General features: G+C 60.1%; 14 protein-coding genes. 4 read left to right on the forward strand and 10 right to left on the reverse strand.

The features are described 5' to 3' along the window. Positions 1 to 300 precede the first annotated feature (300 nt). The gene (locus tag AB7E65_RS03425; RefSeq protein ID WP_320360725.1) at positions 301 to 732 is read left to right on the forward strand and encodes a YkgJ family cysteine cluster protein; all 432 of its coding nucleotides are present in this window, start codon (positions 301 to 303) and stop codon (positions 730 to 732) included. 37 nt (positions 733 to 769) lie between these two features. Here the strand turns inward: AB7E65_RS03425 and AB7E65_RS03430 are convergent, their stop codons facing one another. The 6 genes from AB7E65_RS03430 to pcnB all read right to left on the reverse strand — a co-directional run bounded on the left by AB7E65_RS03430 (position 770) and on the right by pcnB (position 6,574). Then, positions 770 to 1,462 carry a lipid-binding SYLF domain-containing protein gene (locus tag AB7E65_RS03430; protein ID WP_072286640.1) on the reverse strand — a complete coding sequence of 231 codons (693 nt, stop codon included), beginning with the start codon at positions 1,460 to 1,462 and terminating at the stop codon, positions 770 to 772. A 44-nt stretch (positions 1,463 to 1,506) separates the two neighbouring features. Further along, positions 1,507 to 2,049 (reverse strand): Slp family lipoprotein, encoded by a 543-nt coding sequence (locus AB7E65_RS03435; protein ID WP_072286639.1) that lies wholly within the window; start codon positions 2,047 to 2,049, stop codon positions 1,507 to 1,509. A 65-nt stretch (positions 2,050 to 2,114) separates the two neighbouring features. Beyond that, complete coding sequence (locus AB7E65_RS03440; protein ID WP_072501921.1) at positions 2,115 to 2,693, reverse strand: cob(I)yrinic acid a,c-diamide adenosyltransferase; 579 nt, start codon at positions 2,691 to 2,693, stop codon at positions 2,115 to 2,117. A 154-nt stretch (positions 2,694 to 2,847) separates the two neighbouring features. Next, positions 2,848 to 4,221 (reverse strand): UbiD family decarboxylase, encoded by a 1,374-nt coding sequence (locus AB7E65_RS03445; protein ID WP_072286637.1) that lies wholly within the window; start codon positions 4,219 to 4,221, stop codon positions 2,848 to 2,850. 57 nt (positions 4,222 to 4,278) lie between these two features. Further along, complete coding sequence (locus tag AB7E65_RS03450) at positions 4,279 to 5,223, reverse strand: tetratricopeptide repeat protein (RefSeq protein ID WP_320360728.1); 945 nt, start codon at positions 5,221 to 5,223, stop codon at positions 4,279 to 4,281. A gap of 55 nt (positions 5,224 to 5,278) precedes the next feature. Further along, the gene (gene pcnB / locus AB7E65_RS03455) at positions 5,279 to 6,574 is read right to left on the reverse strand and encodes a polynucleotide adenylyltransferase PcnB (protein WP_072286635.1); all 1,296 of its coding nucleotides are present in this window, start codon (positions 6,572 to 6,574) and stop codon (positions 5,279 to 5,281) included. A gap of 177 nt (positions 6,575 to 6,751) precedes the next feature. On the opposite strand from pcnB, the gene miaA reads away from it, so the two are divergent. The 3 genes from miaA to AB7E65_RS03470 all read left to right on the forward strand — a co-directional run bounded on the left by miaA (position 6,752) and on the right by AB7E65_RS03470 (position 9,458). Beyond that, the gene (gene miaA / locus AB7E65_RS03460) at positions 6,752 to 7,651 is read left to right on the forward strand and encodes a tRNA (adenosine(37)-N6)-dimethylallyltransferase MiaA (RefSeq protein WP_320360730.1); all 900 of its coding nucleotides are present in this window, start codon (positions 6,752 to 6,754) and stop codon (positions 7,649 to 7,651) included. A gap of 76 nt (positions 7,652 to 7,727) precedes the next feature. After that, positions 7,728 to 9,041 (forward strand): glycosyltransferase, encoded by a 1,314-nt coding sequence (locus AB7E65_RS03465; RefSeq protein WP_428745276.1) that lies wholly within the window; start codon positions 7,728 to 7,730, stop codon positions 9,039 to 9,041. A 42-nt stretch (positions 9,042 to 9,083) separates the two neighbouring features. Continuing rightward, the gene (locus tag AB7E65_RS03470; protein ID WP_072286632.1) at positions 9,084 to 9,458 is read left to right on the forward strand and encodes a PilZ domain-containing protein; all 375 of its coding nucleotides are present in this window, start codon (positions 9,084 to 9,086) and stop codon (positions 9,456 to 9,458) included. 16 nt (positions 9,459 to 9,474) lie between these two features. Here the strand turns inward: AB7E65_RS03470 and AB7E65_RS03475 are convergent, their stop codons facing one another. The 4 genes from AB7E65_RS03475 to AB7E65_RS03490 form a co-directional block, all read right to left on the reverse strand. After that, the gene (locus AB7E65_RS03475) at positions 9,475 to 9,852 is read right to left on the reverse strand and encodes a hypothetical protein (protein WP_072286631.1); all 378 of its coding nucleotides are present in this window, start codon (positions 9,850 to 9,852) and stop codon (positions 9,475 to 9,477) included. 31 nt (positions 9,853 to 9,883) lie between these two features. Then, positions 9,884 to 10,495: a TetR family transcriptional regulator gene (locus AB7E65_RS03480; RefSeq protein WP_320360732.1), complete on the reverse strand. Its 612-nt coding sequence runs from the start codon at positions 10,493 to 10,495 to the stop codon at positions 9,884 to 9,886. Between the two features lie 92 nt (positions 10,496 to 10,587). Next, the gene (locus AB7E65_RS03485) at positions 10,588 to 13,722 is read right to left on the reverse strand and encodes an efflux RND transporter permease subunit (RefSeq protein WP_428745277.1); all 3,135 of its coding nucleotides are present in this window, start codon (positions 13,720 to 13,722) and stop codon (positions 10,588 to 10,590) included. Between the two features lie 9 nt (positions 13,723 to 13,731). Beyond that, the coding region (locus AB7E65_RS03490) for an efflux RND transporter periplasmic adaptor subunit (RefSeq protein WP_428745278.1) at positions 13,732 to 14,391 on the reverse strand (660 nt) is incomplete at its 5' end.

Here is a 14,391-nt window from a genome sequence, read left to right on the forward strand (position 1 = left end):
CTCTTCCGATCTTTTCGCTGTCTGCGCCGCACGGGCGTCGCCATCCTGGTCAGGGATGAGGTGCGCCCCACCGCGGCCCATTATGCCGTCGAAAACCCCGATGAAGTTCAACGATTCCTGCAGGAACTGGCCGTTCTTCTGCCTTGAAAATCCTTCCGCCAGACCGTTTTCTTCCTTGCAAATGCGCCCGCTTTTTACTAAAGTTCCACGCCGTTGTGGACTCAGCGGCTGTCCCGCACAGGATCTTTTTTCCCCGACCCCGCCCTGACCTGGTCGATTCATTCATCCGAAATTCGCCCCATGAAACACCCGGCAAAAATAACCTGCCATGTCGACCTGCCGTCGACCTGGGTCAGGTATCGCAAAGGCTTGTGCCACGACTGTCAGGCGACCTGCTGCAGCCTGCCGGTAGAGGTTACCGTCACGGATCTGATCCGCATGGAACTGGCCGATCCCTTAGAGGAGGAAGGGCCGGTCCGGGAAATCGCCAGAAGATTGCGCAAGCAGGGGTTGATCGATCATTTCAATTTCAAAACGGAACTTTTCACCCTTGCCCGCCTGGCCAATGACGACTGTATCTTTCTTGACCAGCAGAGCCGCCGCTGCACCATCTACGCCAAACGCCCCGACACCTGCCGCAATCATCCCCAGGTTGGCCCACGCCCCGGCTACTGCGCTTACCGGCCAAAAGAATCATGCCCGGCGCATCAAAATAAAAAGCCGCCTTCATAAGCCAAGGCGGCCTGCCACGGCGAGGAACCGGTTTTTCTCAAGGTGCGTAATTGGCGAGACTGTTGCGCAAAGCCATGGCCGATTCGGGAGCGGCAACCCGGCCGGCAAAGATATCGTCGACGGTGACATTGGGCTGACCGTAATAGCTTCCGTTGTCCTCCCAGAGGATGTTCAGCACCGATCCCTCCAAAGATACGCCGGCAAAAAACCCCCGCGAGCGACTGTAGGACAGAATCTCCGCCTGCAGCATCACATCGGTGGCGCCTTCCACGCGGCGCCCGACCGGTCCGGCGGCGACCGCGGCATCGGCGCCGAGGGTGAACTTGCCCCGTTTGATGTTCTCGATACTGGCCGGACTCTTGAACACCAGGATGACATCCGTCGACTGGCCGCCGATCTGCCAGCCGAGGCTGCCGCCGCCAATAGACAGAAACGATGGATTGCTCCATCCTCCGGCGCTGTTACGCACCAGCAGCACACCTTCCCCGTAACGGCCGCCGATAATAAAGGCGCCCTTGATCACCTCGGGGATAATGGCGATGCCGTAGGCATTGCTCAGCAGGCTGGGCGGAATGGCCGACTCGGGAATTTCCATGATCTTGTCCAGAACCCGCGTAGCTGTGCGGACCGTGTCGTCCTGCTCCGTGGCCACAGCCACGCCGCCCCATAGCACGGGCAGCAGAATCAGCAGCGCGATCAGGACACGCTTCTGCGATTTTCGTTGCAACATATGTCATTCTCCTCATGATGAAAAACAGTTGCCTACCACCCGCTTCACCGCCAGTATGGATAACCATGCCAGTACGGGTAACGGTACCAGTAGGGGAAGGGATCGTAAAAGTAGGGGTAATAGGGGTAACGATCCTCATAGCGTGACTCGGGCCACAGGTACAGTTCGCCGACCTCGAAGAGCGGATAGGCATAGCGGGCCTTCTGCAGAGGCCTGACCTCCACGCCGCGAAGGGTGCCGGTCAGGGTCACCAGCCTGCCTTCCTTGTAGAGGCTCGGATCGAGCAGCCGGCTGCTGTGAACCAGAAAGCGGCCCCCCGCTTCATCCGGATCCTGCGGCTCGTCCCGCTTGTCGAGGGTGTATTTGAGAATTTCCAGGGTCGACCCGTCATCGGCCACTTCGTTTGCCAGGATCATGCCGCCCAGAATGACGGTTTTCCCCAGATGGGTCTCGGGCGAGGCTTTGAGCCGGTTGTAATCCACTTCGTAGTTGACGCCGTAGAGGGCGTCTTTGGAGAGAACCGATCCGCAGCCCGTCATCAGGACGAGCAGGATCGGCAGAAATACCCGGAATCGTGATTGTCTCATGGCCGCCTCCCTGGTTGATCAAGGTTTTTTTGGCTTGCCCCGCGACAGTTTCCTGTAAACACTTCCTAATAATCGATCCCCGGCTGTGGCTCGATGCCGCGTCGAAAAGCATGCTTGATTTCCCTTATCTCACTGACCGTGTCGGCGCGTTCGATGATGGTTGGGTGCGCATTGCGCCCGGTCAGCACCAGATGCAGCAGCGGCGGTTTCCGATCGAGCAGATCGATCACCTGCTCAAGGTCGATCAGATTCAGATGCAGGGCATTGTTGATTTCGTCGAGAATCAGCAGATCGAATTGTCCTCCGGCCATTTTTTCCAGCACCAGATCGATGGCGTCCTGGGCATTGGCACGGTGTTCCTCGTAAGGATAGGGATTGCCCTGGATGCCGCAGAAACCCTTGCCGGTGTGATGCAACTCAACCAGATCGCCAAGCCTTTTGATGCCATCCCATTCGCCGGCGTATAGATCCCCCTTCATGAACTGAATGATGCAGCTGCGCAGGCCGTGGCCGCAGGCGCGCAGCACCATGCCGAGGGCCGAACTGGTCTTGCCCTTGCCATCGCCGGTGAGAACCACGACCAGTCCCTGCCGCTTTTCGGGGTGCAAATGATCGATCTTGTCAGGTGCAGTGCCACGGGTCATCCGTTCCTCCACGGGACATAGGGGTTGATGTCATCTCAAGCCATTTTATCGCATTTTCTGATGCGGCGCATCCCTGGTTTTCCGTTACTCTCCGCCGCTCGGCGGCGGGCCCCGAAGCCATCACAAGAATAAAGCTATGCGAAACACGCCAGAATCAGTGAAAACCGTATTCGCGCCAGCGTCTCTGCAGCTGTTCGGCCATGCGGGTGTCGGGCTCTACGGTCGGCGCATCGGGCAGCGCAACCGTAGCGTCGATGCCAAGACATCCATTGTGAATCAGCAGATCCCGGTCCGGCCGGAGACGATTGAGAACGCGCCAGAAAAAATCGCCGGGATCCGGCACCCGATCGGCTTCCGCCACCACCAGCAGACGCGCCGCGCGCAACGGCCCGCTTCGCCACAAGGCCTGCAGCAGCGCACGTCCGTCGGTCCCGGACCGCACGGCGATCAGGGCGGCACCGTGAAAAATCCCCTCCACCGGCATATGGATATCGACAATGTCCGGATGATCGCTGCGCAACAGAGGCACCAGCAGGCGCGCGACGGTTTGTCCCAGAATGCAGTTCTCCGTGGGTGGAGGGCCGACCACGGTAGCGGGTAACAGCGGATCGCAGCGTTGGCTGATGGCGACAATTCGCAGCAAAGGTACACGGGATGCCGGCTGGTAGAATCCGGTGTGGTTGCCGAAGGGTCCTTCCAGCGCCGTCTCGCCGGGATATGCCAGGCCCTCGATGACGAATTCGGCGGCGGACGGTACCGGCAGGTCGCTGTGCGCGGAAGGGCTCATGATCATCGGGCGGCCGCCCAGCAGGCCGGCAAGAGCGGCTTCGTCCGTATCCGGTGGCAGGGGAAAGGCCGCCGCAAACAACAGGGCCGGATCGCCGCCCATGGCAATACTGACCGGCATCGGCAGGCCGCGCCGGTGCCAGGCACGGCAATGACGCGCGGCATCGCTGCTGTCACGCCAATGCAGTGCGGCGCGGCGCGGACCCAGCAACTGCACACGGTAAATACCGACGTTGGCGGTGCCGCCGTCGGGGTGGCGGGTCACGACCTGCGGCAGCGTGAGGTAGCGGCCGCCGTCACCCGGCCAGCAGCGCAAAGCCGGAAGCTGATCAAGGTCGGGGCCGGGCATGGACCGATCCTGCCAGTCGGCCCGGGCCTGCAGTGCCGGCGCGTATTCCGGTTGCCGCAGAAGGCAGCGCAGTCGGCATGCCGCATCGACACCGGCCGCGCCGGCTATTCCCGTGGCCAGCCGCTGCGCCGCTGCTTCAATGTCATTCAACCCGAGAGCCCATGCCGCGCGCCGCATCGAGCCGAACAGATTGGTGGCAACCGGTATCCGGTAACCGCGCACCTGCTCAAACAACAGGGCCGGCGGCTCACCGGAGTGCTTGCAGACCCGGTCTGTGATGGCCGCAATCTCCAGGTCGGCATCCACCTGGACCGCAATGCGATGCAGAGCCTGACGGGATTCGAGCCGTGCCAGAAACCGCCGCAGATCATTAACCGGGGTCGCCTGCTCCATGGCCGTTCTCCAGAAATCCTTTACCCGGCTCTCCCCAGCCACTATCCGGGCTTTCGATCATAAGCCACTCTTCTCCAGCCGGTCCGCCATGACCATGGCCTGACGATGACCGGGGCGAAGGGACAGCACCTGTGCCAGGGCGTGACGAGCCCGCGGCAGATCGCCGAGCCGCTCTTCGCATTCCGCAAGGTGCAGCCAGGCTTCGGCGTCCCTTGGGTTCAGTTCGAGAGCCTCACGGAAAGCCGTACCGGCTTTTTCCCATTGACCGGCGCGCCGGCACGCCTCGCCGAGCATGAAACGGGCCGGAGTGAAACGGCGACTGTTGGCGGCGGTTTTTTCGAACTGGGCAGCCGCTTCATCCAGTTGACCGTCACGCAGCAGCGCCATCCCCAGTTCGAAACAGGCTTCGGTATAATCGGGGCTGGCCTGTTCCACCTGTCGAAAAAGCGCGATAGCCCCGGCGTTGTCACCCTGCTGGGAATGGATCATGCCGAGAATGAACAGCGCCCGGGTGTATTTGGGATTGAGGCGGATGGCCTCGTCGAGAGCTTCCCGCGCCCGATCCAGCTCGGATTGACGCAGATAGGACAGTCCGAGCCTGTAGCAGGTTTCGGCACTGGCGGGATTGACCCGCAGCGCCTGACGAAAGCTCTCCACGCTGGCAGCCAGATCTCCCAGGCCGTATTGGGCCAGACCCAGTTTGAAAAGGATGCGAAAGGGTTCCCGGGCGCCGCTCAGGGCCGACCTGAAGGCCTTGATGGCGGCCGGCAGATCGCCCTGATCGTAACAGGCCAGACCGATGTAATAATGCGCCTGGCTGAAACCCGGGTCGCGCTCCAGGGCTTCTCTCCACAGGGCCAGAGCCTGCGCAAGTTGCCCGCGATGGTAGAAATCGATCGCTTCCTCATGCAGAGCGCGGGCATCGCGTTCGAGACTTGCGCCGCACATCTGGCAGAATCTGGCCTGTTCCGAAACAACCGCCTGACAACGGGGACAGCGCATGACGTCTCCTTATCATCCGTTTTAACGCAAGAGATTGACGACGCCGGCCTGTCCGCTATTCCGGCCCGGCTGCCGGTTTCGCGGGACGGCGGCGCGGCCGCCTGCGCGGACGGCGACGGGCGGCGCCTTGCCTGGCGCCGTCCGCAGGTGGCGCGCCGGCTTTTTCGAAGGCTTTTTGCCATTCTGCCAGCAAATCGGCATGGGATTGCGTGGCCGCGCACCACAGGGCAAAAAAATCCAGGGCCTGGGGCGCCCCGGCATGACGTAAAAAGCGTGTCTCCCCCCTGCGACCGCGGCCCCGCATCATGCGATAGAAGCCGATCAGCAAATCCCGGGCGCGGGACCGGGTGCCATGAGCGATGCGAAAGTAGGCACACAGCGGGGTCAGCAGCAGATTGGCCAGACGCAGGGCATCGGTGATGCTGCCCTCGCCCTGTGTTTGCAAAGCATGGCGGTAGCGCGACAGAAACAGGGTGGCCAGCACCTGATGCTCCTCGACCGGCACGCCTTCGGCAGTACGCCGGTCCAGGCATTCAAGCAGGGCAAAGGTTTCCTCGTCGGCCTCGTATCCGGCAAGCAGATGGGATAACAGGCCCATGGCCTGGGCCTCGCGGAATACCGGTCCGGCCACCGCATGGCGAAACAGTTCCAGAACTTCCTCACGGATGCGGGCCGGTGCGGCTTCTGCAATCAGGGGTCCGCGCAGGTAGATGGCTTCCCGAATGCCTTGATCCAGGGTAAACCCGAGCCGTGCCCCGAATTCCAGGGCCCGCAGCATGCGCACCGGATCTTCGGTGAACCGCACCAGAGGGTCACCAATGACCCGCAGTCGCCGGGCGTCGAGATCTTCGAGGCCACCGACATGATCCACGACGGAAAAGTTCTCGATGTTGTAGAACAGGCCGTTGATGGTAAAATCGCGTCGAAAGGCGTCTTCCCGCGGGCTGCCGAACACGTTTTCCGTAAAAAAGAAGTGCTCGGACGGATCGTCGGGGAGTTCTTCGGAACGTGGCTGTCGCCGGAACGTTGCAACCTCCACGACATAATCGCCGGCAAACCGCACGTGCGCCAGGCGGAAACGCCTGCCCACCAGAAAACAGTTGCGAAACAGCCGCTTGACCTGCTCGGGCGTGGCATCGGTAGCTACGTCAAAATCCTTGGGTCGCCGACCCAGGAGCAGGTCGCGCACCCCCCCTCCGACCAGATAGGCTGTAAACCCCTTACTGCGCAGGCGGTACAGCACCTTCAGTGTGTGCTCGTTGATATGCTTGCGGGAAATGGGATGCTGATCCCGGGGCAGAATGACGGGAGGTTGTTCGCCGACATCCGTGGTACTGATTTGATCATTCATTGGCATCGGCCCGATGGCTTGTCTTTTCATGCTGTGAAATATATTCAAAATACGATCCAATTTAGCAGAGTTGCGCGCATAATAAAAGCGTCGAATCCGCCAGGCATTGCAATGCTTCGGTAAAAACCCTATGATGCGCGCATCGGCGATTTTTAACGGTCCGCATTGGAGTTTTTCATGTCCTGCAACCTGCTTGTGATCCTCGGCCCCACCGCTTCCGGCAAAACCCGCCTGGGCATAGCGGCGGCCCAGGCGCTGGGCGGCGAAATCATTTCCGCCGATTCGCGCCAGGTGTTCCGCGGCATGGATATCGGCACCGGCAAGGACCTCGCCGAATATGGCGAAATCCCCCGGCACCTCATCGACATCCGCGATGCCGGAGGGGAGTTTTCCGTTTTCGACTTTCAGGAGGAGTTCTGCAGCGCCTACCATGATATTCGCGAACGCGGGCGGTTACCCGTGCTGATCGGCGGCACCGGCCTGTATCTCGACTGTGTGCTGCGCAACTACCGTCTGCTCAGGGTTCCGGAAAATCCGGCCTTGCGCGCGGCGCTGGCCCCTTTGAACATGGAGCAGCTGGCGGTTCGGCTCAAAGCTTTAAAGCCGGCACAGCACAACACCACCGACCTGACCGACCGCGACCGTATGCTGCGCGCCATCGAAATTGCCGAGGGAGAACTGGCTGCCGGCGAGGCGCATGTGGCCCTGCCCGAACTGAAACCCCTGGTATTCGGTCTGCACTGGGAACGGCAGAAATTGCGGCGCCGGATTACCGAGCGACTCAGGCAACGCCTCGACGAGGGCCTCATCGATGAAGTCAGGGGACTGCTGAACCGCGGCGTTGACCACCGGACGCTGGAACATTACGGCCTGGAGTACCGGATGGTTTCGTGCCACCTGCGTGGAGAACTCAACCGCAACGACATGTTTCAGAAACTCAACAGCGCCATCCATCAGTTCGCCAAACGTCAGGACACCTGGTTTCGCCGCATGGAACGCCAGGGAATCGCGATCCACTGGCTGGAGGGTAGCGCGGACCCCCTGCAGGCACTGCTGCGAATCCATCGCAACGCCTGAGCCTTGTGTGCCGCGTCCCTTCGCGCCCCCCGGAGCGGCTTTATCGACCGTAACATCGCCATCAGAGTTTATCACAATGCCGCTTCCCAGGCCTGTACACGATTATCTTCGGAAACGCGCAGCAACCGCCCCCTGGCACATTGAGGGCACCGCGCGCAGGAACTATCGTGGTGCCATCGTGATCCCCGCCCTGGCTGAAAGTGAAAGCCTGTTCGCCACCCTCGACAGTCTGCAGTCCGGTCCGGCGGCGCTGCGCGATGAATTCCTGCTGCTGGTTGTAGTCAATCACCGCCGCAACGCATCCGCGAGCGAAGTCACGGACAACCTTTGCACACTGCGCAAACTGGCCACTGCCGCTGAAACCCTCCCGCATCTCGGGTGGGTCGATGCCGCCTCTCCTGGAAGGGAGCTGCCCGACAAAACCGGCGGGGTCGGCCTGGCACGGAAGATCGGCCTCGATATGGCCCTGCAACGCCTGGACTGGGCGCAAACGCCGATTCTGGCAAACCTCGACGCCGACACCCTGGTGCGGGCCGATTACCTGACGGCGCTGTGCGCGCACTTTGCGAACAGCCAGCCGGGCGCGGCCGTCGTGCCCTTCTGCCACCGCCCGGCCGACGACCCACAGCAACAGCGCGGCATCGTCGCCTACGAACTGTACCAGCGCGGGCACGTTCTTGGCCTGCAACTGGCTGGGTCACCCTATGCCTTTCATACCGTCGGCAGCACCATGGCCTGCCGGGCGCTGGACTATGTGCGGGCCGGCGGCATGAATCGCCGGCAAGCCGGCGAAGACTTTTATTTTCTCCAGCAACTGGCGAAAATCACCGGGGTTCGCCGCGTGCCGGGCACGGTGGTCTATCCGTCGGCGAGATTTTCCCGGCGCACGCCCTTCGGCACCGGGCGCAGCGTGGCGCAGCTTGCGGCGGACACGGCGCCGCCGCGTTTATGTTACGATCCCCGCTGTTATGCGGTCTTGAACGACTGGCTGCGCCTCGCCGCGCAGGACACAAGGGAAAATCCGGCCGAACTGCTGGTCCGGGCGGCCGGCATTCATGAACAGCTGGTGGAGTTTCTGCGCCTGGAAGGCATTGAAGCGGTCTGGCCCAGGCTGTACCGCAACCACCGTGACCAGAGCAATCGCCTGGCCGCCCTGCATGGCTGGTTCGATGGCCTGAAAAGCACCCGGCTGATCCACCATCTGACCAGAACCGTCTGGCCGCGGCAAACGGCTGCCCGGGCCTTGCCGCCGCTGATGCTCCGGGCGGGGTACCCGGCCCCGGTCGACGCCGAGTCCCAATTGGCGGTACTGCGAAACCATCAGATTGGCCCGGCCTGCACCGATTGCGGCTTGCCTGTGACATCGACTTGCTGTAGGGTGCCCCGGTAGGCCTGTTCGTGTTTCCGCCGAATTCAAGCAGAGAGAGCTGTCATGTCCACGGAAACCCTTGCCCGAACCGCGGCGCGTCGCAGATATCTGCCCAGCCCCCTGCTGGTGTTGCGCAGCGCCAGTCCTGCCCATGGCAGGGTCTTCTTCGGCTATGCCCGCAACATCAGCCGCAGCGGCCTGTATATCAGCACCGTCAACCCGCGGCAGCCAGGCAGCCGCTTTCACCTCGAGGTGCCGATTCCACCGCTGGGCCGTTGCGTCAGCTGTGTTTGCGAAGTGGTGTGGAAACGCGACTTCAGCCCCGCCTGTCCCTACGATCCCGGCATGGGCATGAAGTTCATCGACCTGGATGAAGACATTGCCCGGATTATCGATGGCTGGGTCATCCAGCAGGAGATGGTGTCGGCCGAAAGCTGAGGCTGCCACGCCGGCGCTATCCGCGGGATTGGAATTTCAAAACCATCTGTGCCGAAAGGTACAGTTGCGTCAGACATTTGAAAACCCGGCAGTCATGATTTTCGGCCCCGCCCAGGGCCCTGACGCAGCCATTGTAGATCTGCACCCCTTTTTGCAGCAAAGGCAGGTGTTCGGCTTTGGCAAATGCGGTGAAGGCCTCGTTGTCCAAAGCCACGTTGCCGTCTTTTTCCGTGATGCAGGTTGTCTGAAAAAGCCGATCGAAATCCCGCCAGCCTTGCTGCGCAACACCATCCGGCAGATTTTCCTCCAGCAGAATCTTCAGCAGGTCGCTGCCTTTGGCACCAAGTTGCAGGCAGGCCGCGATCCATTGCTTCCGGGACGCATCCTCCGCCATGATCTCCTTCCTTTCTCCTCCAGGAAACAAATTATCCCCGCAGGCTTTCCAGGTACTGCTCAATCAGTTCGCCGCCCTTGCGGACAATCTGAAACTCGTCAACATTGATCAGCCAGGTATGCAGAAGGCCAAGGACCAGACAACGCAAGGCTAACGCGATTTGCGCGCCATCGTGCCGCGCCGCAATGATGCCTGCCTGCTGCAGGCGGGCGAAATCTTCGGCGTCTTTTTGTTCCAGGCGCTGCAATTTCAGGCGAAACTGATCCATGATCGGCTGCAGCTCCTCGGTATATTCCGCCCGAAAAAAAATCAGTTCGAAATATTTACGGGACCGTTCGTCGTTTTCGAGACACCTGAACAGACGCAGCAGGTTGTCGCGCATATCGGACAACTCATTCACCGTGCGCAGCAGCAGATCCTCCAGACGGGTCTCGGTGGAACGCTCGACATCTTCCTTCAGTCCCAGAAAAAGATCCACCTTGTCCTTGAAATGCCAGTAGATGGCGCCACGGGTGACGCCGGCGCCGCGGGCAATCTGCTCCAGGGTGGTGCGGGCATATCCCCTGGCATGAAACAGATCCAGCGCCACGTTCAGGATATCCTGGCGGGTCTGTTCCGATTCTTCTCTGGTTTTGCGGGCCATGCAATTATCTCCGCAAATTCGATGCATATGTTGCGCGAATTTGCAAAAAGAGCGGGCAGCGGCGGGCATGCCCCCACCGCTGCCCGCCCAGGCTATTGGCTATTGTCTTTCCAGCCCAGCCATCTGGCGCGCAATTTTTCGCTGGCCCTCTGGATAACCACGTAAAACACCGGGACGAAAAGCACCAGCAATACGGTGGCCGACAACATGCCGCCGAACACCGCCGTGCCGAGCGCCTGCCGGCTGGCGGCCCCCGCGCCGCTGGCGATGACCAGCGGGAACATGCCCAGCACAAAGGTCAGGGCGGTCATGAGTACGGCACGAAAACGCAAGCGGGCCGCCAGCATGGCCGCAGCAACAATGTCGTCGCCTTGCTCGCGTCTGATTTTTGCGAACTCGACGATGAGAATAGCCGACTTGGAAGCCAGTGCGATGAGCAGCACTATACCGATCTGGCTGTAGACGTTGATCTCCATGCCACGCATCACAACCGCCGCGACAGTCCCAAGCAGGCCAAGCGGCACCGACAGGATAATGGCCAGCGGGCAGGACCAGCTTTCGTACTGGGCGCAGAGCACCAGATAGACAAACACCACAGCCAGCAGAAAGATATACAGAGCCTCGTCGGCGGTGGTTTTTTCCTGGTAGGACATGCCGGTCCACTCATATCCCATGGTGTCAGGGAGGGTTGCCCCTGCCAGATCTTCCATCAGTGACAACGCATTGCCAGTGCTGTAGCCGGCAGTCGCCTGCCCGTTGATGGCTGCCGAGGGGTACATGTTATAGCGGCGCACCAGTTGCGGACCGACCATGTTGCGTGCCGACAACATGGTGCCGAGGGGAATCATACGCCCTTCGTTGTCGCGGACTTCCAGTCGGCCGATATCTTCCGGTCGATTGCGAAACTGGCTGTCAGACTGCACCTTGACCTGGTAGGTGCGGCCAAACAAATTGAAATCGTTGACATAGTAGGAACCAAGGTAAGCCTGCAGCGTACCAAACACATTGCTCAGGGGTACGTCCAGGCTTTTTGCCTGGGTTCGGTCGACATCCACATATAACTGCGGCACATTGGCCCGAAACGTTGTATACGCCCGGTCGATCTGCGCCTGAGCATTGGCGGTCGCGACCATTTCTTCTGTCATCTGCTGCAGGGCAGAAAAACCGACTCCGCCACGATCCTGAATTTCCATGAGAAATCCGCCGGCAAATCCCAGCCCCTGAATAGCTGGCGGGGCAAAGGCAATAATCTGCGCTTCCTGAATATCTCCGGATATTTGCCACAATTGTCCGATAATCGCATTCATGCTCAGATGGGGGGCGGTGCGCTCCTCCCATGGCGTGAACTGCACAAAAATGGATGCGACATTGGGAGAGGCTGCCATATCGACAATGGAAAAACCTGCAATGGACACCCAGCTTTTTATGCCCTGCAGGGTTTCCAATCGCTGGTTCATCTGCTCCAGAACATTTCCGGTGCGTTCAAGGGCAGCTGCGTCCGGCAACTGAACATTGACAATACAGTAGCCCTGATCTTCCGTCGGAACGAATCCGGTAGGCAGGCGCAGATAACCCCAGAACGAAGCAGCAGCCAGAACGGCAAAAAGCACCAGGGTAATCGCCGCACGGCGCACCAGAACGCCGAGGCTGCGCTCATAAAGTTTGCAGGTCCGATCAAAGGTCCAGTCGAACCAGCGGAAAAACCAGTGGTGCACCCCGCGGGTCGGCCGCAGGAAAACGGCGCACAGGGCCGGGCTCAACGTCAGGGCATTAATGGAACTGAAGACCGTGGCCGTGGAGATGGTCAGGGCAAACTGCCGGTAAAGCTGCCCGGTAATGCCTCCCAGAAAGGCCGTCGGCACAAATACGGCCAGCAGCACCAGAGTCGTGGCAATAACCGGGCCGGTAACCTCCTGCATGGCGCGCAATGTGGCCTCGCGGGGAGAAAGTCCGTGATCATCGATGTTGCGCACCACGTTTTCCACCACCACAATGGCGTCGTCAACGACAACTCCGATAGCCAGGACAATACCGAACAGGGAAAGCAGGTTGATGCTGATGCCCAATCCTGCCATGACCGCCAAAGTGCCGATCAGAGACACCGGAATAGTCAATGCGGGGATCAGGGTCGCGCGCCAGTCCTGGAGGAAAATAAAGATGGTCAGAAACACCAGCAGTACGGCAATGAGCAGGGTCTGAACCACTTCGTTGATGGAACGGTCAATAAAATCGGTGGTATCGAAGGGAACGACGTAGGACATCCCCTTGGGAAAAGAAGCGGCCAGCTCTTCCATTTTGGCTTCCACCAGGGATGCCACCTCCAGAGCGTTGGAGCCCGGGAGTTGGTAGATACCGATGGCGACAGCCGGTTTGCCTCTCAACTGGGCAAAGTCGGCATAGGTTTTGGCTCCCAGCTCTACCTTGGCAACATCCCGCAAGCGGGTCAGTTTACCTCCGGCGCCGGTTTTGACAACAACCTGCTCGAATTCTTCGGCGCTGCGCAAACGCCCCTTGGTGTTGATGGTGTACTGAAAACTCTGCCCGGAAGGTGCCGGCGGTTCACCGATCTGGCCCGCTGCCACCTGGACGTTCTGCTCCTGCAGTGCCCCCACCACATCGGTGGTGGCCAGCCCGCGCGCCCGCAGCTTGTCGGGATCGAGCCAGACGCGCATGCTGTAATCCCTGGCGCCAAACACCTGTACGTCCCCGACGCCTTTGACCCGGCTCAGCTCGTCCTTGATGCGCAGTGTGGCGTAATTGCTGAGAAAGGTTGTATCGAGACTTTCATCCGGGGAAATCAGGGAAATGAATTGCAGAATATTGGTTGATTGCTTGCGGGTGGTAATGCCCAGCCGCCTTACTTCTTCCGGAAGAGAGGGTTCGGCCACCGCCACCCGGTTCTGCACCATGACCTGGGCCATATCGAGATCAGTGCCGATCTCGAAGGTTACCGTCAGACTGTAGACACCGCTGTTGGTCGAAGTGCTGGACATATAGAGCATGCCTTCGACGCCATTGATCTGTTCCTCGATAGGCTGGGCAACCGTTTCCGCAAGTACTTTGGCGTTGGCTCCGGGATAATTCGCGGTGACGCGCACCGTAGGCGGAGAAATTTCAGGATAGCGGTCAATGGGCAGGGTTCGGGCTGCAACCAGGCCCACAATGACGATGACAATGGAAAGGACGCAGGCGAAAATAGGTCGCCGTATAAAAAACCCGCTGAACATGAATCCCCCTTATTCCCTGGCCGTTGATTGGCTGTCGACCGGGGCCTGGGTCTCTTCCTCCGGGCTGACCTGCCCACCGGGCCGGGCCCGCTGCAAACCTTTGACGACAATCCGGTCTTTATCGCTGATTCCGCTATCGATAACGCGCATACCGTCAATTTCGGGGCCCACCTGGACCGGCTTGTACTCGACCGTATTGTTATCGCTGACGGCGAGTAGAAAATGTCCCTGCTGATCAATTCCCAAGGCTGCCTCCGGTACCACCATAGCCATTTTTTCAATGCGTATCGGCATACGCACCCGGGCGAACAGGCCCGGAAGAAGGCAGCCCTCCGGATTGTCGAAAACGCCGCGCATCAAAATGGTGCCGGTTTCCGGATCGACCCGGTTATCCGTAAAATCCACCTTGCCCTGAAAGGGGAAGTCCTTATCGCTTGACAGCCCGAGAAACACAGCCGAGCTACCATTACCCGGAACATTCAAACGGCGGCATTTTTCGAATTCCAGAAAGTCCCGTTCGTTAACATTGAAATAGACGTATACGGGACTGATGTTGACAATGGTGGCCAACAGGGTTTTTTCAGTCGCTCCGACCAGATTGCCGACATCCACAAACCGCCGGCCTATGCGACCGCTGATGGGAGAGCGGACCTGGGTATAGGAAAGATC

Origin of the sequence: Syntrophotalea sp. (assembly GCF_050253115.1) — a bacterium.
GTDB classification, from domain to species: domain Bacteria; phylum Desulfobacterota; class Desulfuromonadia; order Desulfuromonadales; family Syntrophotaleaceae; genus Syntrophotalea; species Syntrophotalea acetylenica.